The following is a 24,782-nucleotide window of genomic DNA, read 5'->3' as shown; positions in this document are numbered from 1 at the left end:
GATTAACCTTGCGGATGGAGTTTCAAGGTCTGCACGGTGGTGCTGGCGATTTCTTCCGCTGTGCAGGCAATTGGCACACTTTCGCCGTTGATCCACAGTGGTAACAGATCGTCGAAGTGCGGCGAAAATCGATTGGCCGATTGCCCGCCAGCAAGACAGAAACGACTGTTCGACCAGTTTCCCACATCAATGACTGTTCGCAGGTTGGGGATCGAACGCACTTCGCCAAGTGGATCGAGCACACTTTGCGAAGCGTGGCACGGAGTGTGTTCATCACCCCCACATGGAATGGGGGCGGGATTAAACACCTTCCCAAGTGGCGTGGGCCCCATCATGAAGTGCTTCAACTTCAATGGCCGGATTTCGCCCCATTGAAACTGTTTAGGATTTGTTCCGTAGTTCTGGTGCAGCATCGTCATCACTTCATCGAGCGCATCGGCAATTTCCTTTGACCAACTGTGGGTAAACCAGTCTGCGGGCTGAGTGTGCAGCAGATGCACCAGGTGGCTGAATCGACGATACACCACAAACGTCACACTATTCAGTGGTGATATCCCTTTGCCAACAGCATACGCCCACGACCTGGGTGCTTTGGCTTTTGCCACACGAATGCACATGCTCGCCATGAACAGCTCATAAATGGTGGCTGCTGCAGAATCTGCTCGCAGGTGGTTATCCCAACTGCCAAGAATGCGAAGAGCTTCCCGCACTCCCGGTCGTGGATCATCATTCGCCAGAACAATATCACGAATCTGCTGCCAGGGAATGCATTCAACGGAACGCTGGATCTCCACGCAGTCTTCCATGTTGATTGATTGCTTTGATGCCAGCGATTTCGTAATCACATCGTGTCGATAACTATCCAGAAAATCACTGCCAAGAAATGCCCCATCCGCTTCAATCCTTGGGCGAGAATTGGCACTGGCCACATAGCCCTCCTTGGGATTGAACACAAACGGCATCTGTTCCAGTGGCACCAGGTCGGGCTCCCAATCAACGGCAGAATCCCAGGCAGCCTGGGGTAAATTACCCGCACAATCCTTGGTGCGTTTCGGCACTTCACCTGTCAGCAGCCAGCCAGTGTTCCCTTCCTTATCTGCATAGACCAGGCTCTGTGGGAAGCCAGGCCACCTGCGGAATGATTCTCGAAACTCGGTAAAGCTTTTCGCTTTCATCGCCGAAAACCAGCCATCCATCGGACGTTGCTGTAACCAAACGGCTTTCAATGAAAGCGCCATCGGTGCCTCGTACAACACTTCATGCACAACCGGGCCATGGTTGGTTTCGTAAACATGGAATGTAACGGGTGCCTTACCACGCACATGGATGGTTTCGACCCGTTTGGTGCACTGCTGGTATTCTTCACCACGAAGATAGAAAAGATCGTCGCCTTCCTGCTTCACTTTCTCCAGCATCAGGTCTGCCTGATCTGTCAAGCCAGCGGTAACGCCCCAGGCAATATGACCATTGTGGGCCGATGGAAACGCGGGAGTACCTGCAAAACTGGCCCCCACTACTTTCCATTCCGGCGTATGAATCGATGCCAGATACCACAATGGTGGAATGACCGGTGCCAGGTGGGGATCGTTTGCCAGGATCGGTCGGCCTGTGCCTGTTCTTGAAGCAGCAATCACCCAATTGTTCGACCCACCTGCAGGTGGGTGCCAGCGTTGCAGTTCTTCCAGTGCAGACCGAAGATCGTTCAGCACAGTACCCATCTGCCCAAGTTTTTCCAGGGGCATGGCGGGATAGGTTTGTCCGGTGCTTTCAAATGCCAGTGGATCCAGTGCCAGCAGTGCTTCCGGCCCATCGTTACAGTAGATCATCAACCGTGCCAGTTCGCTATCCCAGTTGCCGGGCATAAACCAGGTTTGCAGTTTGTTCCATGCCAGCACATCCCACGGTTCCCAGGGGGTGGGGGAACGACGAAGGATTGTAAACTCGTGTGGCTGCTGTCGCCAACCGTGCTGATATCCCTGATTGACACCGGCGACATAGGCACTCAACTGTTCCTGAAATGGTTGATCGAGCAAGTCCCACTGCTGGCGTGCAGCATGATGAAAGCCCACCGTGCGTAACAGGCGATCAACTGGAACTGCTTTTGGGCCCACCATTTCGCTGAGTGTGCCACGTCCTAAACGTTGAATGACTTCCAGTTGCGAAGCCCTGTCCTGTGCGTGGCAGAACCCCAGGCCAAAGACAGCATCACGCTCGTGGGATGCGGAAATGGCTGGAATACCATATCGATCACGTTGAATCAGCACCTCGCTATCGATGCCGGCAACACGCACCTTACCCGCGGTTGTGGGCAGGCGTTTGCCCAGCAACGTTCGCAGTAGTGTTCCAAGAATAGCCATCAGTAAATCTCCCACGGGCAGTGCCGTTAAGTTCTTATTGTTTGCCAAGTTACGCGTATTTCAACCACCGTAAATGTTGGCAACAATCTAAGAATGAACACAAGTTCATAATAAGCAAGACGATCAATAGTGGAAATTATTCCACAAGTTTTTCAACAAAATTTGTAAAATAATGAAACTTTTTCCAAATTAATGCGTTATGTATAGTGAATGGATAATCACGCTCAATACATTTTGGGCGAATGGCAACAATGAGAGAAAAATGAAGGCGCCTACCCTGACTGAGTATCGTTTACTGCGAAAGTTCCTGCTCCCAGGAAATAATCAACTGCACCGCCTGCTGGCACCACGTGGGCTGGCTGTGGTTTGTCGCTGGGCCAAAGCGTGCCTCATCCAGCCGTTGCAGAAAATCCCCCCACCGATCTGAAAGGTGGGGTGTCCTTTCCGCAATCACCTGCACTATTTCCTTGCTGGTCATGCTGGATGTGTCGCATTGCAAACGCTGCGATAAATAAGTCCGCAGAGTTGCCAGGATTTCGTGTGCAGTCAAGTTGTGTCGCTCAAGCTGTTGAATGGCCTGGCGCGTGGCTTTGTACTGCTGCATACGTTTCTTGCGATAACTGTCTGGTCGGCGTGCGTATTGCCAAGCGATGTGCAGTGCAACAATGCTGCTGGGCAGAACCAACCAGACAACCCATACCCACGTTTCCTGTGGGAACCAGGTTTTGCCCACAGGATTCCGCACATGAGCTGGAATATCCAGTGGCTGTTCCACGATTGGTGGTGCTGGCGTTACTGGTTCACGCACCTGAATTGGGATTGCCTTTGCCTGCACCGTGCGAAAGGGAAAGCTGGGAAAATCTTCTGGTTGTGGCCGTTTGGGATCGTAATACGGCAGCGTGAATACCGGGATGGCCTGCACCTGTCTGCTGCGTGGAATGAGTTCGTACTCCCAGGCAAGTTGCTGATTGGCAATGGCACTAGAGATTGTTTTGCAGGTGAACGATTCCTGGAATGCAGCGATCATTCCAAGGTCTGGCTGTGTAACATCGCTGGGATTGATGATGCCATCAATCACCAGGCGGTAGCGTATTGCCTGGTTCGGTTCAAGTTCCGCAGGTTCCGCAGATGGCATGATTGTCACTGTGCTGCCAGCGGCACCATAAAAGGGATCGGGCTGGCCAATGATCGGAATCTTTACTGGCTCGCCAGGTTGTCCCAGGCACAGGCAGGTAAGGAGTGCCAGACTACCAGTCGTTAACACGGCTGTGTTCTCCATCCAAAGTACCAGCACGGTGCTTGCGGCGCTCGCGTTGTATCCGTTCAATCGCGTTCTTCAGCAACAGATCAGCATCCTGATCTGTCAATTGTTGTGGTGCGGCAGAATCGTTTAACACAGGCATACGTCCCGCACCTGGAATGGTTTTGGGCGTTTCTTTGGGCTGGGCCTGGGGGTTGTTTTCTTTGCCAGGCTGTTGTTTTGGTTGCGGATTATTTTCCCCACCATTCTTGGGTATGGTGGTATTGTCTTTCGGTTGCGTTTCGTTCTGCTTTGGTTTTGGCTTCGGTTCCGGGGGCTTTGGTCGGGTGCGTTCTTCCTGTTCCTGTTTTTGTTGTTGGGGAGTAAGTTTTGCTAGTGCCTGCTGATAGAGCAACTTGGCCACCACCAGGTTATGCTGGGCATCGGTGCGAAGCTCCTTGGTTTCGGAGTTGCCAGGTGTCGTGGTATCCAGAATGGTCTGGAAGCACTGCATCGCATCGCGAAACAATGCAATATTCTGCGGGCTGGCCTGATGTAACAGGCAACAGCCCAGGTTCAGCAGGGCCACGCGTGCCCGCTGGGGAGGGATCAATTGGTCTGCAAGTGTGCGTTGAAAATGAAGCTCTGCTTCACGAAATTCCTGCTGCTGATACAAGGCCATTGCCTTATTGAAGGCAACCAGGCCGGGATCGGTTGTTTCTGGTTCTGCACGTTGATACGCAGAAGTTGCCTGCTGCCATTGTTGCTGTTGGTAAGCGGCATTGCCCTGGCGAATCCAATCCCAGGGAGCAAGCTCGTCAGCACCCAGCAATGCAATGATGGCACCCAGAAAAAGCACGCTGCAGAGTTGTCTTTGCATCAGTTATTTCTCCAGCATCCAGCCCAAAAACAACAACATCAGTGCCAGCACACAGAACCAGACGGTGCGGTCCTTTGGCTTGGGAATGGCATCTTCATCCAGCTCTCTGCTGGGGCGATTCGCCAGCACCTGCTGGTACCACGTATCCAGTGGGGGCGTTTCCCGTTCCGAAGCCAAATATTCACCATTGGTGCGGCGGGCAACATCTCGCAGCAGATCCGCCTGCATGGTGGTGCCAACAAAGTCAGCATTATTGCCAGTACCAAGCACCAGCTCGAACGGTCGCGTGGGATCACCAATTCCCACGGTATGGACAGGAATGTTGGCATTGCTTGCCGCACGGATGCCAGTTTCGATCTCGCGTTCGACAGCAGGCCCATCGCCATCGCTCAGCAGCACAATATCCTGATACCCGATAAATTGTGGTTCGTGGGCTTCTACCGCAAGCTGTATTCCCCAACCCAGGCGTGTTCCCGATTCGATTGGTTCATCGGGCTGTGGACGCACTTCAGGTGGGGGCAAACTGGGCGAATATTCGTCAATCCGTGTTCGAAGGTAGTCGTAATCGCTGGTCAACGGACAGACCACGTATGCCTTTGCTGCCACCACGACCAGCGCCAGGCGATTCCCCCCACGTGCCTGCACCGCATTCAGCAATCGGTGCATTCCTTGCTGGGCAGCCTGCCAGCGCGTGGGCATGCTGGCATCGCTCATATCTGCCGCTTCCATGCTTCGGCTGAGGTCGTAGATCAGCACAATGTCGCGGCCCACCAGGACGCCTTCCTGATCACCTTTGCCCCACCTGGGGTTTGCCAGTGCCAAGCAGAGCGAAGTCAGACCGAGGATCAGGCACCACTGGGAGATTCTTCGCCTTCGTCTGGGGATGGTGATGAACTGACCCAGCACAGCCGCATCGCCCAACGCGGAAAGTGTCTTCTGGCGTTGACGCTGGGCGTAGTACAGCAAGCCGCACGCAACCGGAATTGCCAGCAGCCACCACAAGGCCCAGGGATTGCCAAAATACCAAGTCAACGGCGTTCCTTTCTTCCAGAACAGAGTACAAAGCAGTTATTCTGCCAGTATACACAATATTCTCTATTTCGTTGCTGCCTGACATGGTGTTGTTACCATACAATTTACCACGTTCGGTGTGGGATGCTATTGGAGGGTTCTGCACTTGTATTTCTGTATTACCTGCGAAGTTTCATGCCAGTACAACAACGGATTCTGATTGCCTACAACTCGCCGGTACTGCCGGAAAATCACCCCGATGCTGCTTCCGAACTGGACATTCTGGAAATTGTGGAAGGTGTGGAAGAAACTCTGCAGGCATATCACTATCCGTGCAGTTGTGTGGGCTACGATCGTCATCCACGGCCATTGCTGGAAGCGATTAACTGGTATCAGCCCGATGCTATCTTCAACTTATACGAAGGCTGTGGCGATCGATCCGAAACGGAAATTGCCAATGCAGCGTTGCTGGAATGGTTAAACATTCCCTTTACCGGTTCTGGTTCGCTGACTCTGGCATTATGTCGCGATAAAGTTCGCACAAAGCACTTGCTGCAAAGTGCCGGCTTGCCCACCCCACCTTTTATGGTGGTGGAAGGGGAACAAATTGATCCATGGACCCACGCCTGGCCTGCGTTTGTGAAGCTGGCCAATCAGGATGGCAGCCTGGGGATTGATCAGGGTTCGGTGGTAACCAACCAGCAGGCACTGGAAGATCGTGTGCGTCTGCTACAGGCACGTTATGCGGTGCCCATTCTGGTAGAGCAATATATTGCCGGGCGGGAAATTTACGTAAATATGTTTGAATCGGCCACCACCGGACAGTTGCAGATGATCCCACCTGGGGAGTTGCGATACGATTACGAGCAACCCAGCACCAACTGGCCGATCTATACTTACGCTGCCAAGTGGGACCCGGAATCGCCTGAATTTGGTGCGTCTGTCATCACTTCTGGTGTGTCGCTGCCGGAATGTTCCACGGCAATGTTCTACGATATCTGTCGCAAGGCATTCCGCCTGGTGGGATTGCGGGATTATGGTCGGCTGGATTTCCGCATCACCCCGGAAGGTGTCCCCTATATTCTGGAAGTGAACCCAAACCCGTATTTGTACAGCCCCACAATTGTGGATGGATTATCAATGCTGGAACTGCACCACGAGACATTTATTATCGACCTTGCGGTGCGTGCCCTGGCCCGAAGATCTTCTTAAAGGAACCGCTGACTTGAAAACAAACTTACTGGTTGTAAATGCCCACGAGGCAACGTTCGAATGTACTTTTGGCCGTGGTTGCGAGGGGGTATGCTGCAAGAATGGCCGCCCCACGGTAGATGAAGAAGAGATCGAACGGATAAACGATTTGCTGCCTGAGATTATGGACCAATTGGTGCCCGCAGCACAGAAGCTGATCAACAAGTCGGGCATCACAAGTAACCGTCGTAAAGAAGGCTTTCCGATGTTACGGGTGGTGAATGGCTGGTGCATTTTCTTCAACAAGGGGTGCGTGCTGCACCGCCTGGGGATGGAACATGGCGATGCCCTGAAATACAAGCCGCAGGATTGTTCGCTGTTTCCGCTGGCATTCGACTATCGCACCGAAGAATGGTATGTGCGACAGCACGGCACCCGTGGCGAAAAATGGAATGACCTGTTCTGCCTGAATCCGGCAAATTCCAAGAAGAAAGCCGCCACCACGCTAGCAGCAGAGATTGCACTGGTGGAGCGAATCGAATCAGAAGAATAGGGCATGTTTTCTGCACTCCCGTTTGTTATCTGTTTCTGGACAAAAGATGCCGTGCATCGCATCCAATTATTATCATGAAGAAACCAATTGTATATGCTGGAAGAATGCAAAAGCATCATTGTCTAATTTGCGATCTGCCTGTGCTGTCTTTAGCTGGACAGGATCAATCTATAACTGAAACTATGCTCATCCGTTCTGACAAAATGTCTAGTTATGATGAAGGCCCAATGCATACAAAATGTTCAATTCAGTCTGGAATGAATGAAATTATTTTTGAGATGCGTGAGAATTGTAATCTTAATAGCTACTTATTTCTCGAAGAAACTTACGGTATAGCCATGCATGTGTATCTTGAACACATCAATGTATTTGACATTCATGGCAATGCATTTGGAACTAGTTTTCGTCAAATCGCTAAATCTGAAAGAACTGACAATGGTTGGCTTGTGCCGAATTATCAAGAGGCACGTTTGTTAGTGTCCGCCGAGCCAGACATTGAAAATGCACTCACGTTCAAGAAAAATGGAAAAATTTCATTATTAAAAATGATTGATCTGCTAGAGGTGAAAGATTACTTATATTATCCACCTGCTTTGCAAAATGGTTTTTTCTGTTCAGATGACAACTACCCTTCAGGTATTTTATATGGCAAATTTTACTACCACGTTTTTATTGAAGATCACATTATGGACTCTATTAAGAAATTAATTACGATGTCGAAGTCTATGGAATAATACACCTGCAATGCTGCCTCATTATTCTAGATTATTCGGATTAATTATTTTTTCTTGAAAGCGATTGCCGCATCGTTCATAGAGGCACCCAGGCCCAAAGTTTTACGCGATGTTGCCTGATTTGATCTGTAGGAAGGGAATTCCGATCTCAGAATACCGGTGGCTTGTCTCGCACTAACTGGTTGGCATAGTCCAGCGAACCCAGCGTGCCTGCATCGGTACAGTATTCTTCAATAATCTGGTAGCCCAGGCGGCCTGCTTTCAGATAGTGGTTGTTTACGTCGGTAATTTCCAGTTCCCCACGTCGGCTGGGCTTCAGACGGTTGTGTCTACAACCGTCATTCCCGCGAAGGCGGGAATCCAGGACTAAACACTTGAGTTGGCAACTCAACATCATGTTTTGTGAGCCGCGGTTCGCTTGATAGTCGTTAAAACACCGATTTACATATGAAATTGGGTTTAAGGTGGTTCTCAACCAGCCCCACCGCATCTCATCAAATTCTCATGAATAAGCCCATCGGTGCTGAATTTCCCTTGTTTTTTTAGATTAATAACTGTTAAACTGTGTTGATTATCTTTGTTGGTGGTTTGATATGCCCTTCTTTGGTGGCTTTCGTCGCAAATCGATCATTCGCAGAAGCATTCAAACCACGTGGTTTGCCATTGCCATTGTTGTGTTGGTACTGGCGGGTTTCCTGGGCAAAATGTTCTGGGAATCGTACCAGTCTCGCCAGCAATACCGACAGTTATTGGCTGAAATGGATCGTCAACAGCCTGGCTGGCGCTGGCAATCGATGGTTGAGGCAATGCCCAACCTGCCACCTGAAAACAACAATCTGTTGATTATGCTGGAAGCAGAAGAACGGAAAAATAATTATCAGCAATTCACCATTTACAGTGGGCGGTATTACAGCGACATTCTCCGCAGCTACCATGTCCACCGCAGCCAGGAAGAAATTAAAATTCTGGAAGAATTTCTGACAGGAAATGAGAGTTCTTTTCATTTATTAAGAAGGCTTCATGAATTTCCGGATGGTCAGATGCAGGCCAAAGCCAATATGTTGCCCAAAGGAACTTCAGACGACACGTACCTGAACAGCATACTGACCTGTGCCAATTTTCTGCGGCTGGAATTCGAATATCGGTGCCACCTGGGCCAGAAAAGTGCCGCACTGAACGTGCTCCGCTCAATGGTGAACTGCACCGATTCGATTAATTTTTCCACCGGCTTACGTGGGCATATCATTCGCTGCAATGTTCTCATTAATTTATGCTGGAGTGCGGAACGCCTGTTGGGTCTGTTTGAATTAACAGAATCAGAACTAGTTCAATTGTCGCAAATCCTTACTGATATAGAGTTTACGAAGCGATTTCAGGAAAGTTGTGCCGGGGAGCGAGCACAGATTGCGTTTCTGTGCGAACAGCTTAGCAGTGGGGAATTAAGTTTGAAAGAATACCTGCGGGAGTACTTTTCTTACACGATGACCCCACCTGAGTACCAGTACTGGCTAAATTACTCCCACAACTGGTCCGAAGAAATCCTGAATTTGCTGCGGCATGCCAACCGCATTGTTGAGGCATCGCAGATGACGCCAGAAACAATGCTGGGTTTTTTGCAGCACATCAGCCGCCCACCTTATATTCAGGAAGACAAAAAACACCATCAGTTGCTCTCTCGCCTGCACCAGACAGACCGCATCGGTTTCGATATCTACCTGCGTGGGCTGGCAAAACTTGGTAGCCTGCAGGGAGCAATCCAACTGGAACGTTATCGTCTGCAGCACGGTTACTGGCCTGCAGATCAGGTAGAATTAGAACGCTTCAGTGGGGCGTTGCCGGCAGATCCTTACAACAGCGAATCATTAAAAATGCATCATTTTTCTGGTGCGGTTTCTATTTACTCGGTTGGGATAAACCTGAGAGACGATTTTGGCTGGGTTCACCCGCGCAAAGTTTTCTTTACCACGTCTGGTCGCCCTGGTGAGCGAAATAGTTCCGGCGATATCGGTACACTGCTGTGGCATCCGGAACGACGCGGTCTGCCACCTATGAAGGCAGAACTCAACCCTCCGAAGATAACAAATAACGTTATTCAGCGAAACGCGTTGATTCCCTATGAGTCACCTGGAATTGAGCTACCAGCGTCATTGGAATTGGCAGAAACAGGCCCGGCACCTCGCGAAGTTTTGGTGGCACCTGAAAGCCAGCCCATACCCGTGGGCGGCCGATAATTTCTTCAACGCCATAATTCCTATCATTTCTCAGTGGATTCAGGTAAAGTCCATTTTGCACCACAATATTACCATTGAATAATATCGCATTATTGCAATATGAAAATTGAATCCTTGCCGAGTGCGGCACTGATTCCGGTACTGGATTTGCGGCAAGGTCTTGCTGTGCAGGCAGTTGCGGGCGATCGTGCTAATTATCAACCCGTTGAATCGGTGCTATCAACTACCACAGACCCGGTAGAACTGGCACAGGTAATGATTGAAAAAGTACCATGCACCACCATCTACTGTGCGGACCTGGACGGAATTATGCACCATCGGCCCCAATGGGGGTTGTTACAAAGATTTTTTCAGCTTTCGGTTCCGTGCTGGGTGGATCTGGGAATTTGTACACAAGCTGAAGTGCAGCAAGTAATCGAACTGGGAGGTGTGCCCGTGATTGGCCTGGAATGCACCACCGGTCCGAACCATCTTTTGGAATTACTTCAAGGCACCGATCCCATGCAGGTGATTTTTTCGTGGGATCGGAAAAATGGGCATTTCCTGCACCAGTGGCACCAACAGCCGACTCTCGAGGAATTGGGCGAAGTGCTTATCAATCAAGGACTTACACGCTGGATCTGGATGGATCTGGATCGCGTGGGCACCCACCAAGGGCCGGATTGGGAGATCGTTTCGCGACTGGTTTCAAGATTCCCACAGGCGGAAATCACGCTCGCAGGTGGGGTTCGAAATGCCCACGATCTACAGGAATTAGCCACACACGGAGTAAAGAATGCCCTGGTTGCCAGTGCTATCCACCGTGGCGTTTTCATCAAATAAAGTGCATCCCGGCGTGCGAATTTTCACATTTCCTGAAAATTTCACTCTTCTGGACTGTGCGAGAAGCAGTCTGCTAGTACAACTAGGCGAGTAAAGCGATTGAGATTTTTTTTCGATTTTCGGGAATAAGTTCCCGCGAAGTGAATCCTACTTTCAGGAATCGGAAAATGGATCGTTCACCGGGCACCAAGGTGAACTTAACTGTGAGGAAACATCGTGAAGAAGATTTTTTCGTTGATGGTTGTTGCCTGTTTGGCAGTTGTTGGGTGTGATGAAACTACCTCGGGAAGTGGCAGCGCCTCCGGCTCCAAAGCTACTCCTTCGAAATCTGCAGAAGCAAGTTCGAAGTCCTCTGAAGGAAGCAAGGGCTCTCCTGCAAAGTCTCCTGAAATGCCAGCAAAGAGCCCAGAAGCCGCCAAGACCCCGGCTCCTGCAAAGACCCCCGATGTTCCGAAACTGCCTCCCATTGACCCACCCGCAAAAGATCCAAAAGATGCCCCCAAAGACGCTCCCAAGTAATTGGAATTAGAACTGTTGTTGATTGTTTTGATGGATATAGTGCACGATGTGTGGTACGCGTGCTTTCTATAGTGGTTGTTATTTTCTAAAAAAAAGGAAAAGAAGATGAAAAAGATTTTTGCTCTGATGGTTGTTGCTTGTGCATTGTTCGTGAACGTGGGCTGCGATGAAGAACCCAAATCCGGCAGCGGTAGCGGTACCCCTGCAGGTAGCTCGGCAGCAGCAAGCCCAGCCAAATCCTAATTATTGTTAGGATTAGAATGGAAACATTCGGAAGCCGGCCTTTGGCCGGCTTTTTTTATGCGCATTGATCTTGTTCCACCTTTCCTTGTGAGGGAAGGGCTAGGGGGTTAGGTTGCCTTGACCTCGCCCCGGCTTCGCCACCCCTCTCCTCGCAGGAGAGGGGAAAAGATTGCAAATTCAGAATACCAAAACTGCATTAAACCAAAATGAGTTTGAAATTCGGTGTTTCTGGTATTTTTTGATCCATCCGCGGCTAACACCGTCGGCTCACAAACCCAACCGAGGTTAGGTTTCAGACGGTCGTGTCTACAACCGTCATTCCCGCGAAGGCGGGAAACCAGCACTAAACACTTGAGTTGGCAACTCAACATCATGCTTTGTGAGCCGACGGCGGTAGCCGCGGTTCGCTTTGAAAATGTCTTCATAGCCCGCAGCGCCAGCCAGGGAATTTCTTTTTAATGAACGACCGCCAAGACGCCACGTCGCCAAGAAGACAAATTTCTTCATTAATTCCCAAAGGACAATACGAACCTGAAGCGTAAGGAAACGGAATTTACATTAGCCCGCGGTTCGCTTGATAGACGTTAAAAACATCGATTTTCATAAGAAATTGGGTCTAGTTATCAAATCCCTGTCTTGCTCCCCCTTTCCTTGCGAGGGAAGGGCTGGGGGTTAGGTTACAGCAAACCGTGATCGGCCAGTGCCTGCAATCCCGATTGATGCCGGCAATACTGGTGGCGTAAATACCCCAGGCATTCACACGATTGATCAACAGGAGTGCCAATGCGTACTGCATACACGGGCCCCATCCCTAATGTGTGAACCAGAAAGCCGCGCCCACCAATTTCACAAGGAATTTCCACGGCGGTATACAATACTACTTTCTTCTTTGCGGTAATTCGAAAGACAAAAATCCCGTGTCTATCCGGTTTGCGGAGCAATGCCACGCTTCCCCGTTGTTTCGGCTGTGGGTCTTTCGGCATGACATCACCGCAGTGGGTGGGTACAATAAACAACGTTCGTTTTTTTGGGTAATCAGTCGTATGCAGCGTTTTATGTTCAAATCAAAGATTCACCGTGCCACCGTGACCGATTCGAATCTGGATTATGAAGGCAGCCTGACCGTGGATCCGGATTTACTGGAAGCGGCTGACATTCTGCCCTACGAGCAGATCCATGTCTGGGATGTTACCAACGGTGCCCGATTGGTAACTTATGCCCTGGTGGGGACTCGTGGTAGTGGTGAAGTTTGCGTGAATGGTGCTGGTGCCCACCTGATTCACCCAGGTCACATCGTCATTATTGCCACTTATACCAGCTTAAACAGTGAAGAAGCGGTCGGATTCGAGCCCACAGTGGTGCAAGTAAACGAAAAAAATGAAATTCGCGAATTATCACCAAAAACGAAAACCGATCCGAAAGATAAGAAAGACGATATCCATGCGGATTTGGAAATTACCACCATCCCACCCCGTGAGCTGCAGAAGTAAGTCCGGTTTAATTTGAATGTCCTATGTCCGCGATAGCAATTTGTACCCGGAAACTGGCTACAAACTTCCCGGAATTTTCGCTGCCTTGCGCTGATTCTCTCCGCATACCAGTTATAAAAACTGTCAACCGCAAGCTGGGAAGGAACCAATGTCTGAGAATCATCTCATCGATTACCCCAAATTTCAGGAACGTCTGGTGGAAGCGCTTCGCACTGCCTGGACGGAAATTCGGCAACAGCGCCCCACGGAAACGTTTTATCTCTTTGGACTGGAAACAGATTCCGACCTGACCGATCTGAATCTTTTTTGCAATACGAACGAAGAAGCAAAGTCAGATCAGGATGACTATACGATCGAACGGTGGTTCTACGAAATTGAAGAATCCCCACTTTACCGGGCGGGCAAGGAACAGATTGAACCGCTGGCCAGAGAATTGAATGGGTATGTTTACGAAGACCATTCTGATGACCCGCCGGAAGCATTTCAGCAACGGAAGAAAACGTTATTACAGGTGTTTGAGAATGCACTTTTTGCACTTGATCGGGAATCATTTTTTGCACCGGAACAGGAACGCAGCAACGTGCTTTTAATGATTCAGTTTACCGACCCCGATGACGCTGAGTGGGACTACACAATCGAAGCAGTGAAGCGGTTAAATCCCGAATCTGCCTACCAGCCGTTCATGGATGCCATCGAAGTGGTAGAACAATTGCAGGAAATGGACGATGAACGGCAGGAAGAGATAATTTCGATTGCCCAGGAGTTTCTGAAAAAAGAAGGAAAAGAATTTCAGGATACGCTGACAGCCGCACCAATTTTGAATCCAGCGATCAGGAAGCAGTTACTCCAGTTACTTCCAAATTCCCCACCCGATACCTCAATCTGGCAGGTGATGTTCAGCAAACCGGGTGCGTCAGACCAACCAACAATTGATAACACCCTCATGGTGATTGTGGAAGAAAGCACAGGAAAATGTGCCCTGATCGCCTTATGACAACAAATCCACGGTGGAACTATTTTCCCTGTTCACGGTAGAGTCTTGCGGCCAAACCCTTCCCTCCCGATACCTTGTTCACGCTGCGGGCGATGAAGGCAAAAACACAACCGCCGCAAACAAATTAATTCGTCCGTCGCTAACGTTTTTGATCGGGTAGGCAAATAATTGCAAAATTCCGTCGCTCATGCTTCAATTCGTTTGTTTTCTTGGCGACTTGGCGTCGTGGCGGTCACATTCAATATCAACCCTTGCTCACACAGCGAGCGATGAAGACAAAAACGCAACCGCCGCAAACAAAGTATTTTGTCCGTTGCTGACTCTTTTGATCGTGTAAGCAATTCTAACAATCGATTCCAGACTGGAAGAATCCGGTTGAGCATAGATGAAGTGAATCCCGCGAGTAAGTGATCAGTTAGAATTGAAGTGCGTGTACGTAAAAAAACCCACTTGGTTTTATCCAAGTGGGTTTAATTTATCAATGCAATTTGGATGGTACGGGGTAAAAGAGTCCAGAGTGTACATGTCGACTATTCAGCAGAGAGGCTCGTGAAAGCATCAACTGAATGTCATGAATCAAATCCTTTTAAAGGAGGTGATCCAACCGCAGGTTCCCCTACGGTTACCTTGTTACGACTTAGTCCCAATCAAGGGTATCGGATTCGGCACTTAGCGCGACTTCGTCCGCTCCCCTCTTTCGTGGCTTGACGGGCGGTGTGTACAAAGCTCAGGAACACATTCACCGCAGTGTTGCTGACCTGCGATTACTAGCGATTCCAACTTCACGGAGGCGAGTTGCAGCCTCCGATCTGAACTGGGGCGTGTTTTTTGGGATTTGCTCCGTCTCGCGACTTGGCTTCCCTTTGTTCACGCCATTGTAGCACGTGTGCAGCCCTAGACGTAAAGGCCATGATGACTTGACGTCGTCCCCACCTTCCTCCGGTTTGACACCGGCAGTCCCGCTAGAGTCCTCAGCATTACCTGTAGTAACTAACAGTAAGGGTTTCGCTCGTTATGCGACTTAACGCGACATCTCACGACACGAGCTGACGACAGCCATGCAGCACCTGTAGTGGGTCCTCCTATTGCTAGGAATCACACCCCGTTTCCGGGAGTTACCGCCCACCGCTATCGCACATGTCAAGTCTAGGATAAGGTTCTTCGCGTAGCCTCGAATTAAGCCACATGCTCCACCGCTTGTGTGAGCTCCCGTCAATTCCTTTGAGTTTCAGCCTTGCGACCATACTCCCCAGGCGGGGTACTTAATACTTTTGCTTCGACAGTAAAGCCATGTTACCCTACTATCTAGTACCCATCGTTTAGGGCTAGGACTACCGGGGTATCTAATCCCGTTCGCTACCCTAGCTTTCGCGCCTCAGCGTCAGAAAAGATCCAGCGTACCGCTTTCGCCACCGGAGTTCCCATCGATATCAACACATTTCACCGCTCCACCGACAGTTCCGCACGCCCCTATCTCACTCTAGACATCCAGTATCCAAGGCAGTTCCACAGTTGAGCTGTGGGATTTCACCCCAGACTTAGACATCCGCCTACACGCCCTTTAAGCCCAGTGATTCCGAACAACGTTCGCTCGGTTCGTCTTACCGCGGCTGCTGGCACGAACTTAGCCCGAGCTTACTGAGGTTTGATCAAGTTTCCCTTTCTTACCTCTTTCGTACTTTACAACCCGAAGGCCTTCATCGTACACGCGGCATCGCTCGTTCAGGCTTTCGCCCATTGACGAAGATTCTCGACTGCAGCCACCCGTAGGTGTCTGGCCAGTGTCTCAGTGCCAGTGGCGCGGATCGTGCTCTCACACCCGCTACGCATCTTCGGCTTGGTGGGCCGTTACCCCACCAACTACCTAATACGACATGGGATCCTCTCGAGACGAAATTCTTTCATATCCAGCGGATGCCCGCCAAACATATCGTAATGGATTACCCATCCGTTAGGAAGGCTATACATTATCCCGAGGTAGATTCCCCATGCATTACTGCCCCTTTCGCCATTTCCCCCAAGTGCAAGCACCCAGGATTCATTCGACTTGCATGCCTGATCCATGCCGCCAACGTTCGTTCTGAGCCAGGATCAAACCCTTCACAGTGTGTTTATCTTTTCATGACTTTCATCATGATTTAAAACGTGAAATAGCTTGATTTCGCCAGCTAGACATCACTCAATTCATTGACTCATCTTTTACAGATTTCATCAGAATCGTGATAGCTAACCAGCTAACACTCTTCCTCTGTTACCCTAAAAGTCTCACAAGATCCTTATTCAGTTTCTTAAATGACTCGTAACACATCCAAATTGTCAAAGATCAATGTTACAACCGACTTCGCTTCACTTCCGTCTCAAACGTTTCCGTTTTTGACTTCGTCGAAGTTTCACTCGCGTTGTGAAATTAATATTACCCGTTCCAGAAGGATTGTCAACAGGTGGGAAGAAAAAAATTGGGAAAAAATCCCCGCATGCCCCGAAAGCACTGCTTTCTTAAGGGATGAACTCTTTCCAAATGCAGCATTTCAGCCGATTCGCCCTGGCGGAAGTCCTTATTTCATACTGGTAAAGGATAATCGCCCCTGTACAATATCATCATGATCCGAATGTTTGGGTTTGTCAACAAAAACTTTTGTTTCTCACGGATTTTTTACTTTATGGCCGTCCCCAATGTCTTAATTCTGCGTGCACCTGGTACCAATTGCGATCTCGAAGCCGACTTCGCCTTCCAACAGGCGGGTGCGAATACCGAACGCATCCACATTCAGCGGCTGCGGGAAAAACCTGCTTTGCTCCACGATTTTCAGATTCTCATGCTGCCTGGGGGCTTCAGTTACGGTGATGATGTGGCTGCGGGCAAAATTCTGGCCGCACAGCTTGCCCATTTTCTCAGCGACGAACTCCGAAAGTTCCGCGATCAGGAAAAATTGATTCTCGGTGTCTGTAACGGCTTTCAGGTGCTGCTCAAGGCGGGCCTGTTGATCCCAGCCGATGAAGAGGGCCCGGTTGCCACGCTCGCCCACAATACATCGGGCAAATTTGAAGATCGGTGGGTGCACCTCTCGGTGCAACCCGGAAATTGCCCATTTCTCAAAGACCTGAACCATATGTATGTGCCGATTGCCCATGGTGAAGGGAACTTTGTTTGTCGTAAAGAGTGGATTCTGAAGGGGTTAGAGCATGTTGGCCAGCTTTGCCTGCGGTACAGCACCCCTAGTGGTGGGCCAACGAATGGCTATCCGGATAATCCCAATGGCTCGCAGGGCGACGTGGCCGGGATGTGCGACCCGACAGGTCGGGTTCTGGGCCTGATGCCGCACCCCGAACGCTTTATTCTGCCCACCCAGCACCCACGCTGGACGCGGGAAGGTCTCAAAGAACATGGCGAAGGGCTGCCTCTGTTCCGCAACGCGGTGGAGTATTTTCAATGAATTCGCCCAACGCCCACCTGACAAAACTGGTTGAACTGGCACTGCAGGAAGATCTTTCAACCGTGGGAGACCTCACCAGCCAACTGTTTATCGCACCAGATCAGGTGGGGAGTGCCCAGTTTGTTTCCAGAAGAACTGGAATCGTTGCTGGCTGGCACGTCCTGGCGGAGGTTTTTCGGCAGGTCGATCCGCAACTTCTTTTTCAGCCAGTACTTACGGAAGGTTCCACCATGGAACCCGGCCAGGTGATTGCCACGGTGACAGGTTCTGTCCGCTCCATCCTGGGTGCGGAGCGTACCGCACTCAACTTTTTGCAGAGATTGTGCGCAATCGCCACGCTCACAAGAACTTACGTCGAAAAGTTGGCAGGATTACCAGTCCAGATCCTGGATACGCGAAAAACCACCCCAGGCTGGCGTGAAATTGAAAAACATGCGGTCCGGATGGGTGGCGGCAGCAATCATCGCATGGGACTTTATGATGGAATTCTCATTAAAGATAACCATCTCGCAGCGATTGCGGGCAGCAAACTGGAAAAACTGGCCCAGTTACAGCCACTGATCGAGCAGGCCAGGCAATCCCACCCTGGGATCACAATAGAAGTGGAAGTGGACACCATCGACCAGTTTCAAGTGGTGCTGCCCATGAAACCGGACATCATTCTGTTGGACAATATGCCAGTGAACATCCTGAAGCGGTGCGTGCAGATCCGAAACGAACAAAATAGCAGCACCTTACTGGAAGCATCAGGCGGGATCACGCTGGAAACACTACACCAAATTGCACTGACTGGTGTGGATCGCATCAGCACCGGTGCCCTGACCCACTCCGTAAAAAATCTGGATATCGGCCTCGATTATTTGCTGTAATTTTGCCGCCGGCGAAGAATGATCTTGCAATGGATTCCCGCCTACACGGGAATGACGGTTGTTGCACAACCGCTTTGAGAAATCGACGTGCGTCATTATTCCGGAGAATCCAAGGCAGTGCGTGGGTATTCCGGAGGGAATCCAAGACAGAAAAGCGACATTCAGTCATTCACACCTTGCGAACAGCGCTACCTATCCACTCTGCCCAGTTGAGCTACTGGAACCGACACTCCGCCCTCTGCTAGCAGAATTTTCACCAATAAGATAACGGAATCTCTTACAAATGGATGCAGATTTGATGCGTTGTCTCGTTTTTCTTGCAGCATGGGCCTTCAGTGGCGTGCTGCCTACTTCAACTTCAGGTGCAGAACCGATCAAACCAGTGCGGGTGGAAACAATTTCCCCCATCCGTAATGCCACTTTTAACAAAAACGGTCAGGCCAAAGAACGGAAACAGGGCGGCAACCCACGTGAAGTGAATGGGATGCTGATTTTTGAAGGCTCGAAAGATGGCGACCGTCAGGTGGATCCGCAAATTGCTGTGGGTCCGAAGCACATTCTGCATGGCACCAACAGTGGGCTGGTAATCTACGACAAAAAGGGCAATTTCGTACAGGGTGTGCGGCAAAATGCGTTCAACGATGGCATTGACCCCAAACTGTACTACGACATCCACAATAAAATTTACGTTTTTGACCTGTGGGTGTACTGGGACAAGGCGAAAACCAAACCAGTCAACATATCCGCTTCCGAAACAGACGACCCCACCAAAGGTTGGAATACCTATCCGGTGCCCGCACCCGGTGGTGTGGATGGTGGGGGAATTGGCCACAGCCGCAAGTGGGTTGGCTATTCCTTTCCCGGTGGGCCAGAACAGACATTCGTGATGTCTTCTGCCGCCGTAAAAAGTGGCAAACCTGCAAAAGTCTATCACTTTGCAGGCAATCTGGGCCACCCAGTGAACACGCTGGACGCCATTGACGACTTGTACTTCATCGCATTACGGTCGCGGGATATCGTCTTTACCCGCGTGGGCGACGCAGGCGATGGCACACCAGTGGTGAAAGAAGTGATTTCCAAACCGCACGGCTTTGCCAATTTTGGTTACCCACCGCCCTCCCCGCAAAAAGGCACGAAATTAACCGTGGCTTCGGGCGACCGAAACCCGAAAAGCCTGGTCGTCTACCACGGTTCTGTCTGGTTTTCGCAAGCGGTCAACGTCAACGGTCGCAGTGCGGTGCAGTGGCACCAATTCAAGCTGGACGGCACCAAAGTACAGTCGGGCCTGATTGCCCACCCAACAAACAGCTACATTCAAACCACCCTGGCGGTGAATAAGAACCAGGATGTGCTGATCGGTTTTCAGGAAACCGGGCCGGATATGTTTGTCAGCCCACGCTGTGCGTTGCATAAAGCCACGCACAAACCTGGAGAAGTGGGCGAAATCATTAAACTTGGCGAAGGCCGCGGAGCCACCGCAGGTGGCCCATGGGGCGACTACAGCGGCACCGTAGTCGACAGCGAAAATATGCTCGATCTATGGACGATTCAAAGCATTGCCAGCGACAAAGGCAAAGGCGAAACAGTGATTGTGAAAATACCAGGAACTGGGAAGTAACAGACAAACACGCCCCAAGTGGAATCAGGGGAATACTTTTCAGAGGCTGCTGGATTACTTGAGGAACTCAGGCAACGAACCCGGGCTTGATGCCTAACGTGGTGCTTTCGGCAAGCGGCCAGCTCCTTGTTGTTGCGCACTAATGTTAGCGCCTGAATCTTTCGGTTCCACTTTCACATTACTTGATGGCACTTCATCCGATTTTGAACACCCGAAAACAGTTGCTATCCCAATACTGAAAACACTTAACAAAGTAAACTTGCGAACAATCTTGGTCATGTGATGATTCCGTGTAGTGTGCTGGCACTGTAGTTTGCTAGGCTGCCGATGTACATGCAGTCCATTTGCCAGAAAAGGTTTATCTGGCATTCCACCTCAGCACTTTTATCTGAACTTTCAATAGAAATTACTTACTTTGATTAAGGCAAATTATTCGTTTCGCCCCCAGCACGTGTGCTAAGCATTGGCAGAATGTTGTTGTTGCTGTACGTGATCATTCGCACAGAGCCATCACCCATCAAAAATTGTGCACCTGCGGTATGAAAACTCCAATAGTGGGCAGCATCGCAGCTTACCTCTGGTCGGCCAGGCTGCAAGCCGATTTTTTGCGCGGCAGATGTACCACAACCGAAGTAGTTCGCCACAGCGAGATCATTTGAAGTCAATACACAGTCTGCATTGCCTCTGCCATCATAACCATATGCAGTGAACCACCAGCCAAATTCCAGATTTGTATTCGGTGGTCGCTCTCCCACCATGATGGTATTGCTCGTTCAATCCGTAATATGGGGCAGTGCCACCTTGGAACCCATGTATAAAACACCATCCATCGATGTTGAAGTGGTGCCAGAATTGCCCAGATAGCCCGTTGTGGCTTGATCGGCGATGCCGTAGGGGGCTCCGGAATATACTTGATTGCCACGTGAGTCTGAAGGACAGATATACATACTGACTTTGAGTGCACAAGTAGGATTATGCCACGAGTAATGATCTGTCTGGGCAAATGCCTGCCCCTGTCGATAAGCGTTGTCTTGTTCAATGTATGGCAGAATGTAGTTCATCCACGACCATGCACCTTCGTACGGCGGACTGTAAGCAGCACTCCAAGGAGACTGACCTTGCGGAAGCGCATAGTACGTATCATGGTAGGAATGTAATGCCAGCCCCATCTGCTTCAAATTGTTACTGCATTTTGCACGATTTGACGCTTCGCGCACTTTCTGAACTGCGGGTAACAGCAATCCAATCAGGATTGCAATGATCGCAATCACAACTAACAGCTCAATGAGCGTAAAACCACGCCTTGAGCGAACCAGATTCCAAGACATAACCGACCCCCTAAGAAAAAGGATTGCGTAGCACTGATAGCCACGCCAGTAAATAGTCGACAATAAATGGGAAGAAATGCCAAATCAGAGAGGAGCAATCCATTTATCAATCAGGAGTCTACAGGTGTAAGCGACAAGTTGTCAACTGAAAAATTTTTAATTAGTTTCATTTTCAAATAGCAACCTTTTAGGATGTGATCAGTCCGAAATCTACCTGACAAACGACAGCAGCAGCATATCCAAACCACCAGATTGCGTGTGGTCAGTCTCTCAGGTGCGTGGCACAAGCGTGGCTTCACATCCCATGTACCAAACCACGTTCATTCACCCATTCCCATTCTGAGGTGGTTTCACAAAGCCGCTTTTTGGCTCATTTTACCTATCATACCTTCAAGCGAGGTGGGGTATGAAGGCGGTTTGGTATCAGGCGGGGTTGCGGTTTGAATGTACCATGTGTGGGCGGTGCTGCACTGGCGAACCTGGCTTTGTGTGGGTCAGCGATGAGGAAGTGACGGCACTTGCTGAGTTTGTGGGCGAAGAACGCGAAGTGTTTGAAGCAGTCTACACCCGATTGCACCGTGGGCACCGCACGTTACGCGAAAAAGCCAATAACGATTGCGTGTTTTACGATCCGGCCAAAGGCTGCACCGTCTACGAGGTGCGACCCGTGCAGTGCCGCACCTGGCCGTTCTGGGAAACCAACCTGAAAACGCCCGCCCGCTGGCAGGAAGTGGCTGAAAACTGCCCGGGGTGCAACGTGGGCGATATCATTCCTGTAGAGGAAATTACCCAACGCTTAAACCAGTTTCGGTTATGAATATTCCAGAACTGTCACCGGAACAACGCACCGCACTGCAGCAAATCTATACTGAAGTGGCTGCCGATATTGCCCAGGCGGGGCCGGTGTGCGATGCTTCTGGACGGTGCTGCCGTTTCAAGGAATATGGCCATACCCTCTTCATCAGCCATATTGAAGCAGCTTTTCTGCTGGAAGATTGCCCACCTTTCCCCGCACAGAACGATGGTGCGGGTTGCCCGTTTCAAATTGAAGGCCTGTGCACCGCACGTTCCAATCGACCGTTGGGGTGCCGCGTCTACTATTGCGACCCGAATTATGAAGAAACGGGCAACGCGATTACCGAAAAGTATCTGCAAAAACTAAAACAGTTGTCCGATCGTGAAAATCTCGGGTGGGGCTACGCACCACTGCACTATTTTTTGAACTCCGAAGCCGCCCAAAGCCGTGCGACCACCCGCAAAGAGCCTGTTTCGCCCGAAGTACTTACCAGACAATCACTTCCGGTGATTGATTCCCCCCTGGAGGAAACACCATGAGTCGATTTTTTGTTGTGGTTGGATTATTGTGGGGCACCACGTTCGCCAGTGCGGCAGACTGGCCCCAGTGGTTGGGCCCCAAACGCGATGGTTCCAGCACCGAAGTAGTGCCTGCATGGCAGGGCGAACTGAAGGCGGACTGGTCCATCGACGTGGCAGAGGGGAACAGTTCCCCTGTTGTGGCAGACGGCAAACTGTTTATTCATGCCATTGGCAAAGATATTGATGAAGAAATGATGAGTGCCTATGATGCTGCCACAGGAAAATTATTGTGGCAGCAGAAATATGCCAAAACCAAGTTCAAACCGTTGTTCGGTGTGGGCCCACGTGCGACACCAGTTGTGGATGGGGAATTGGTTTTCAGCCTGGGGAACACCGGCACGCTGGTCTGCTACTCAGCTGCCACTGGCAAAATTGTGTGGCAAGCGGAAACACTGGCGACACCCAGCAAAGATAATCTGTTGTTCGGTGTTTCTGCATCCCCCATCGTGGTGGGTGACCTGGTTGTGGTGCAGACCGGCCAGAAAGGCAGCGTCGGCACCGTCGCCTACAACAAAAAGACCGGCAAAAAAGCATGGACTGCGGGCAAAGATGCCTCCAGTTATGCCGCACCGATCTGGATTAATAACCAAATCGTTATGTTAAGTGGGGCCCACCTGCAGGGGATTAATACCAAGGGTGAGATCGTCTGGAAGGTGCCATTTCGCGATCTGCTGAACGAAAGTTCCACCACGCCAGTGTATGCCGGTGGGCTGTATATTGCCTCTTCGGTTACCGCAGGTGCCGTGGGTGTGCAGGTAACTGGTTCCGGCGATAAAATGGAAGCCAAACAGGTCTGGAAGAACAATAAGCTGACCTGCTATTTTTCCACACCTGTCGCGGTTGACGACAAGCACATGTACATGGCCACGGGTGTGGCATCGCTGACCAAGCCATCCATCATGTTGCGGTGCGTCGAAATTGCCACTGGGAAAGAAATCTGGAACAAGCCGGATATCGGCAAATACCACGCCGCACTGCTGAAGATGGGCGATGGCAAACTGCTGATGCACGATGACCAGGGGAATCTAATGCTGCTGGCACCGAATGTGACGAAATATGAAGAACTGGCCCGTACGAAAGCCTGCGGCCCCACGTGGGCCCACCCGGCAGTGGCCAATGGCAAGATTTATGTGCGAGATGAAAGCACCTTGAAGTGCATCAGCATTCCGAAGTAAGCGATTTTCGCGTTACTTGTCACCTTTCACTTCTTCTGCCGTCAGTGTGCGGACTTTAATATTTTTCACCATCCCCACGGTACGCCAGGTGGCGATGCCAAACGGTTTTGATTCATCGCACTCAATGCGAATGGAAAATTCAAAACCTTTGCGTTTCAGGTCGACAACTTGTTCATCGTCGATCCAGACATTGATTTTGGTATCGGTAACCCGGATGCGAAAGCGATAAAACTGGTCGTCTTTAAACACTTTGCTGCCGTTGGTCAGGTTTTCGGAAGCGTCGGCACCATTAATATTGGACAAACCAATGGTTGAGCCACCCCAGCCACCGACCACAAAAGAGCAGAATTCCTTCCCCACCGGAAACGTGGTGGTGCAGAAGAAATCCTGCCCGGTAACCCGCTTGCCTTCCAGCGTCACTTCATAGTTGGTGGTGGGGAAATCCTTGCCGGCATAGGTGATGCCTGTCATCGCATCGCCTTTTTCCAGCACCATGCAACCATCTTTGACAGTCACTTCGCCTGGCTTGAAGAAATCAGATTTTTTCCAGCCTTTGAGTGTTTTTCCATCGAAAAGAGCCTTCCATTCCGGTTTCGCTGGTTTCTCTTCCGCACCACAAGTACCGGTATCGCAAGCATTTGCAACAAATACTGCCAAGAAGAACGCTACCGCACCATGAGAATTTTTCATTTTTCAGTCTCCTGCACAATCCCACT

The 24,782-nt window shown here is 50.4% G+C and carries 24 protein-coding genes, 1 rRNA gene and 1 pseudogene; 15 read left to right on the top strand and 11 right to left on the bottom strand.

From position 1 onward, the window contains the following. Positions 1 to 2 precede the first annotated feature (2 nt). From R3B84_23305 to R3B84_23290, 4 genes are all read right to left on the bottom strand, one after another. A complete protein-coding gene (locus R3B84_23305; protein ID MEZ6143506.1) occupies positions 3 to 2,357 on the bottom strand; it encodes a penicillin acylase family protein in 2,355 nt (784 codons plus the stop codon). 292 nt (positions 2,358 to 2,649) lie between these two features. Continuing rightward, on the bottom strand, positions 2,650 to 3,621 hold the full coding sequence (locus R3B84_23300) for a hypothetical protein (protein ID MEZ6143505.1): 972 nt from the start codon (positions 3,619 to 3,621) through the stop codon (positions 2,650 to 2,652). Further along, positions 3,605 to 4,477 carry a tetratricopeptide repeat protein gene (locus tag R3B84_23295; protein ID MEZ6143504.1) on the bottom strand — a complete coding sequence of 291 codons (873 nt, stop codon included), beginning with the start codon at positions 4,475 to 4,477 and terminating at the stop codon, positions 3,605 to 3,607. The genes R3B84_23300 and R3B84_23295 overlap by 17 nt, the downstream gene beginning before the upstream one ends. 3 nt (positions 4,478 to 4,480) lie before the next feature. After that, positions 4,481 to 5,509, bottom strand: a complete 1,029-nt coding sequence (locus R3B84_23290; GenBank protein ID MEZ6143503.1) for a VWA domain-containing protein — start codon at positions 5,507 to 5,509, stop codon at positions 4,481 to 4,483. Between the two features lie 174 nt (positions 5,510 to 5,683). Between R3B84_23290 and R3B84_23285 the strand changes: the two genes are divergently transcribed. The 3 genes from R3B84_23285 to R3B84_23275 all read left to right on the top strand — a co-directional run bounded on the left by R3B84_23285 (position 5,684) and on the right by R3B84_23275 (position 7,966). Next, entirely contained in the window at positions 5,684 to 6,700 is a 1,017-nt protein-coding gene (locus R3B84_23285) for a hypothetical protein (protein MEZ6143502.1), read from the top strand. Positions 6,701 to 6,713: 13 nt separating this feature from the next. Continuing rightward, positions 6,714 to 7,232: a DUF3109 family protein gene (locus R3B84_23280; protein ID MEZ6143501.1), complete on the top strand. Its 519-nt coding sequence runs from the start codon at positions 6,714 to 6,716 to the stop codon at positions 7,230 to 7,232. Between the two features lie 74 nt (positions 7,233 to 7,306). Further along, complete coding sequence (locus tag R3B84_23275) at positions 7,307 to 7,966, top strand: hypothetical protein (GenBank protein ID MEZ6143500.1); 660 nt, start codon at positions 7,307 to 7,309, stop codon at positions 7,964 to 7,966. Positions 7,967 to 8,114: 148 nt separating this feature from the next. Here the strand turns inward: R3B84_23275 and R3B84_23270 are convergent, their stop codons facing one another. After that, positions 8,115 to 8,363, bottom strand: coding sequence for a hypothetical protein (locus tag R3B84_23270; protein MEZ6143499.1), 249 nt, complete (start codon positions 8,361 to 8,363; stop codon positions 8,115 to 8,117). Positions 8,364 to 8,559: 196 nt separating this feature from the next. On the opposite strand from R3B84_23270, the gene R3B84_23265 reads away from it, so the two are divergent. The 4 genes from R3B84_23265 to R3B84_23250 all read left to right on the top strand — a co-directional run bounded on the left by R3B84_23265 (position 8,560) and on the right by R3B84_23250 (position 11,781). Continuing rightward, a complete protein-coding gene (locus tag R3B84_23265; protein MEZ6143498.1) occupies positions 8,560 to 10,197 on the top strand; it encodes a hypothetical protein in 1,638 nt (545 codons plus the stop codon). Positions 10,198 to 10,296: 99 nt separating this feature from the next. Then, complete coding sequence (locus tag R3B84_23260; protein MEZ6143497.1) at positions 10,297 to 11,019, top strand: HisA/HisF-related TIM barrel protein; 723 nt, start codon at positions 10,297 to 10,299, stop codon at positions 11,017 to 11,019. Between the two features lie 216 nt (positions 11,020 to 11,235). Then, the gene (locus R3B84_23255) at positions 11,236 to 11,538 is read left to right on the top strand and encodes a hypothetical protein (GenBank protein ID MEZ6143496.1); all 303 of its coding nucleotides are present in this window, start codon (positions 11,236 to 11,238) and stop codon (positions 11,536 to 11,538) included. Between the two features lie 105 nt (positions 11,539 to 11,643). After that, positions 11,644 to 11,781 carry a hypothetical protein gene (locus R3B84_23250; GenBank protein ID MEZ6143495.1) on the top strand — a complete coding sequence of 46 codons (138 nt, stop codon included), beginning with the start codon at positions 11,644 to 11,646 and terminating at the stop codon, positions 11,779 to 11,781. A gap of 315 nt (positions 11,782 to 12,096) precedes the next feature. On the opposite strand, the gene R3B84_23245 is transcribed toward R3B84_23250, so the two are convergent. Next, positions 12,097 to 12,288: a hypothetical protein gene (locus tag R3B84_23245; GenBank protein MEZ6143494.1), complete on the bottom strand. Its 192-nt coding sequence runs from the start codon at positions 12,286 to 12,288 to the stop codon at positions 12,097 to 12,099. 170 nt (positions 12,289 to 12,458) lie between these two features. After that, positions 12,459 to 12,764, bottom strand: a complete 306-nt coding sequence (locus tag R3B84_23240) for a hypothetical protein (GenBank protein MEZ6143493.1) — start codon at positions 12,762 to 12,764, stop codon at positions 12,459 to 12,461. A gap of 60 nt (positions 12,765 to 12,824) precedes the next feature. On the opposite strand from R3B84_23240, the gene R3B84_23235 reads away from it, so the two are divergent. Next, on the top strand, positions 12,825 to 13,271 hold the full coding sequence (locus tag R3B84_23235) for an aspartate 1-decarboxylase (protein MEZ6143492.1): 447 nt from the start codon (positions 12,825 to 12,827) through the stop codon (positions 13,269 to 13,271). 148 nt (positions 13,272 to 13,419) lie between these two features. Continuing rightward, entirely contained in the window at positions 13,420 to 14,265 is an 846-nt protein-coding gene (locus R3B84_23230; protein ID MEZ6143491.1) for a DUF4303 domain-containing protein, read from the top strand. A 588-nt stretch (positions 14,266 to 14,853) separates the two neighbouring features. On the opposite strand, the gene R3B84_23225 is transcribed toward R3B84_23230, so the two are convergent. After that, a 16S ribosomal RNA gene (locus R3B84_23225) occupies positions 14,854 to 16,372 on the bottom strand. A gap of 553 nt (positions 16,373 to 16,925) precedes the next feature. On the opposite strand from R3B84_23225, the gene purQ reads away from it, so the two are divergent. The 3 genes from purQ (at position 16,926) to R3B84_23210 (ending at position 20,186) form a co-directional block, all read left to right on the top strand. Continuing rightward, complete coding sequence (purQ, locus tag R3B84_23220; protein ID MEZ6143490.1) at positions 16,926 to 17,699, top strand: phosphoribosylformylglycinamidine synthase I; 774 nt, start codon at positions 16,926 to 16,928, stop codon at positions 17,697 to 17,699. Then, positions 17,696 to 18,568: a carboxylating nicotinate-nucleotide diphosphorylase gene (nadC, locus tag R3B84_23215; GenBank protein MEZ6143489.1), complete on the top strand. Its 873-nt coding sequence runs from the start codon at positions 17,696 to 17,698 to the stop codon at positions 18,566 to 18,568. The genes purQ and nadC overlap by 4 nt, the downstream gene beginning before the upstream one ends. Positions 18,569 to 18,866: 298 nt before the next feature. Further along, positions 18,867 to 20,186 (top strand): hypothetical protein, encoded by a 1,320-nt coding sequence (locus tag R3B84_23210; protein MEZ6143488.1) that lies wholly within the window; start codon positions 18,867 to 18,869, stop codon positions 20,184 to 20,186. 93 nt (positions 20,187 to 20,279) lie between these two features. On the opposite strand, the gene R3B84_23205 is transcribed toward R3B84_23210, so the two are convergent. Together R3B84_23205 and R3B84_23200 are read right to left on the bottom strand one after the other, a co-directional pair. Beyond that, the gene (locus R3B84_23205) at positions 20,280 to 20,465 is read right to left on the bottom strand and encodes a hypothetical protein (protein ID MEZ6143487.1); all 186 of its coding nucleotides are present in this window, start codon (positions 20,463 to 20,465) and stop codon (positions 20,280 to 20,282) included. Positions 20,466 to 20,605: 140 nt separating this feature from the next. Then, positions 20,606 to 21,514 (bottom strand): annotated as a pseudogene (locus R3B84_23200) (DUF1559 domain-containing protein). A 406-nt stretch (positions 21,515 to 21,920) separates the two neighbouring features. Here R3B84_23200 and R3B84_23195 point away from each other — a divergent pair. From R3B84_23195 to R3B84_23185, 3 genes are read left to right on the top strand one after another with little or no spacing between them, the layout of a single operon-like run. Continuing rightward, entirely contained in the window at positions 21,921 to 22,331 is a 411-nt protein-coding gene (locus R3B84_23195) for a YkgJ family cysteine cluster protein (GenBank protein ID MEZ6143486.1), read from the top strand. After that, positions 22,328 to 22,849 carry a YkgJ family cysteine cluster protein gene (locus R3B84_23190; protein MEZ6143485.1) on the top strand — a complete coding sequence of 174 codons (522 nt, stop codon included), beginning with the start codon at positions 22,328 to 22,330 and terminating at the stop codon, positions 22,847 to 22,849. The genes R3B84_23195 and R3B84_23190 overlap by 4 nt, the downstream gene beginning before the upstream one ends. Further along, positions 22,846 to 24,066, top strand: a complete 1,221-nt coding sequence (locus R3B84_23185) for a PQQ-binding-like beta-propeller repeat protein (GenBank protein ID MEZ6143484.1) — start codon at positions 22,846 to 22,848, stop codon at positions 24,064 to 24,066. The genes R3B84_23190 and R3B84_23185 overlap by 4 nt, the downstream gene beginning before the upstream one ends. Before the next feature lie 12 nt (positions 24,067 to 24,078). Here the strand turns inward: R3B84_23185 and R3B84_23180 are convergent, their stop codons facing one another. Next, positions 24,079 to 24,756, bottom strand: coding sequence for a DUF1080 domain-containing protein (locus R3B84_23180; protein ID MEZ6143483.1), 678 nt, complete (start codon positions 24,754 to 24,756; stop codon positions 24,079 to 24,081). Positions 24,757 to 24,782 lie beyond the last annotated feature (26 nt).

It is taken from the genome of Zavarzinella sp., assembly GCA_041399155.1.
Taxonomy (GTDB): Bacteria; Planctomycetota; Planctomycetia; order Gemmatales; family Gemmataceae; genus JAWKTI01.
Note: the sequence above shows the minus strand (reverse complement) of the source record. Positions and strands in the feature narration are given on the sequence as shown.

Excerpts from the sequence above, each read along its gene's own strand:
- R3B84_23250 (MEZ6143495.1), top strand. The coding sequence starts at position 11,644 with ATGAAAAAGATTTTTGCTCTGATGGTTGTTGCTTGTGCATTGTTCGTG.
- R3B84_23275 (MEZ6143500.1), top strand. The coding sequence starts at position 7,307 with ATGAAGAAACCAATTGTATATGCTGGAAGAATGCAAAAGCATCATTGT.
- R3B84_23210 (MEZ6143488.1), top strand. The coding sequence starts at position 18,867 with ATGCGTTGTCTCGTTTTTCTTGCAGCATGGGCCTTCAGTGGCGTGCTG.
- R3B84_23240 (MEZ6143493.1), bottom strand. The coding sequence starts at position 12,764 with ATGCCGAAAGACCCACAGCCGAAACAACGGGGAAGCGTGGCATTGCTC.
- R3B84_23205 (MEZ6143487.1), bottom strand. The coding sequence starts at position 20,465 with ATGACCAAGATTGTTCGCAAGTTTACTTTGTTAAGTGTTTTCAGTATT.
- R3B84_23185 (MEZ6143484.1), top strand. The coding sequence starts at position 22,846 with ATGAGTCGATTTTTTGTTGTGGTTGGATTATTGTGGGGCACCACGTTC.
- R3B84_23270 (MEZ6143499.1), bottom strand. The coding sequence starts at position 8,363 with ATGATGTTGAGTTGCCAACTCAAGTGTTTAGTCCTGGATTCCCGCCTT.
- R3B84_23285 (MEZ6143502.1), top strand. The coding sequence starts at position 5,684 with ATGCCAGTACAACAACGGATTCTGATTGCCTACAACTCGCCGGTACTG.
- R3B84_23245 (MEZ6143494.1), bottom strand. The coding sequence starts at position 12,288 with ATGAAGAAATTTGTCTTCTTGGCGACGTGGCGTCTTGGCGGTCGTTCA.
- nadC (MEZ6143489.1), top strand. The coding sequence starts at position 17,696 with ATGAATTCGCCCAACGCCCACCTGACAAAACTGGTTGAACTGGCACTG.
- R3B84_23180 (MEZ6143483.1), bottom strand. The coding sequence starts at position 24,756 with ATGAAAAATTCTCATGGTGCGGTAGCGTTCTTCTTGGCAGTATTTGTT.
- R3B84_23230 (MEZ6143491.1), top strand. The coding sequence starts at position 13,420 with ATGTCTGAGAATCATCTCATCGATTACCCCAAATTTCAGGAACGTCTG.
- R3B84_23190 (MEZ6143485.1), top strand. The coding sequence starts at position 22,328 with ATGAATATTCCAGAACTGTCACCGGAACAACGCACCGCACTGCAGCAA.
- R3B84_23260 (MEZ6143497.1), top strand. The coding sequence starts at position 10,297 with ATGAAAATTGAATCCTTGCCGAGTGCGGCACTGATTCCGGTACTGGAT.
- R3B84_23265 (MEZ6143498.1), top strand. The coding sequence starts at position 8,560 with ATGCCCTTCTTTGGTGGCTTTCGTCGCAAATCGATCATTCGCAGAAGC.
- R3B84_23195 (MEZ6143486.1), top strand. The coding sequence starts at position 21,921 with ATGAAGGCGGTTTGGTATCAGGCGGGGTTGCGGTTTGAATGTACCATG.
- R3B84_23295 (MEZ6143504.1), bottom strand. The coding sequence starts at position 4,477 with ATGCAAAGACAACTCTGCAGCGTGCTTTTTCTGGGTGCCATCATTGCA.
- R3B84_23305 (MEZ6143506.1), bottom strand. The coding sequence starts at position 2,357 with ATGGCTATTCTTGGAACACTACTGCGAACGTTGCTGGGCAAACGCCTG.
- R3B84_23235 (MEZ6143492.1), top strand. The coding sequence starts at position 12,825 with ATGCAGCGTTTTATGTTCAAATCAAAGATTCACCGTGCCACCGTGACC.
- purQ (MEZ6143490.1), top strand. The coding sequence starts at position 16,926 with ATGGCCGTCCCCAATGTCTTAATTCTGCGTGCACCTGGTACCAATTGC.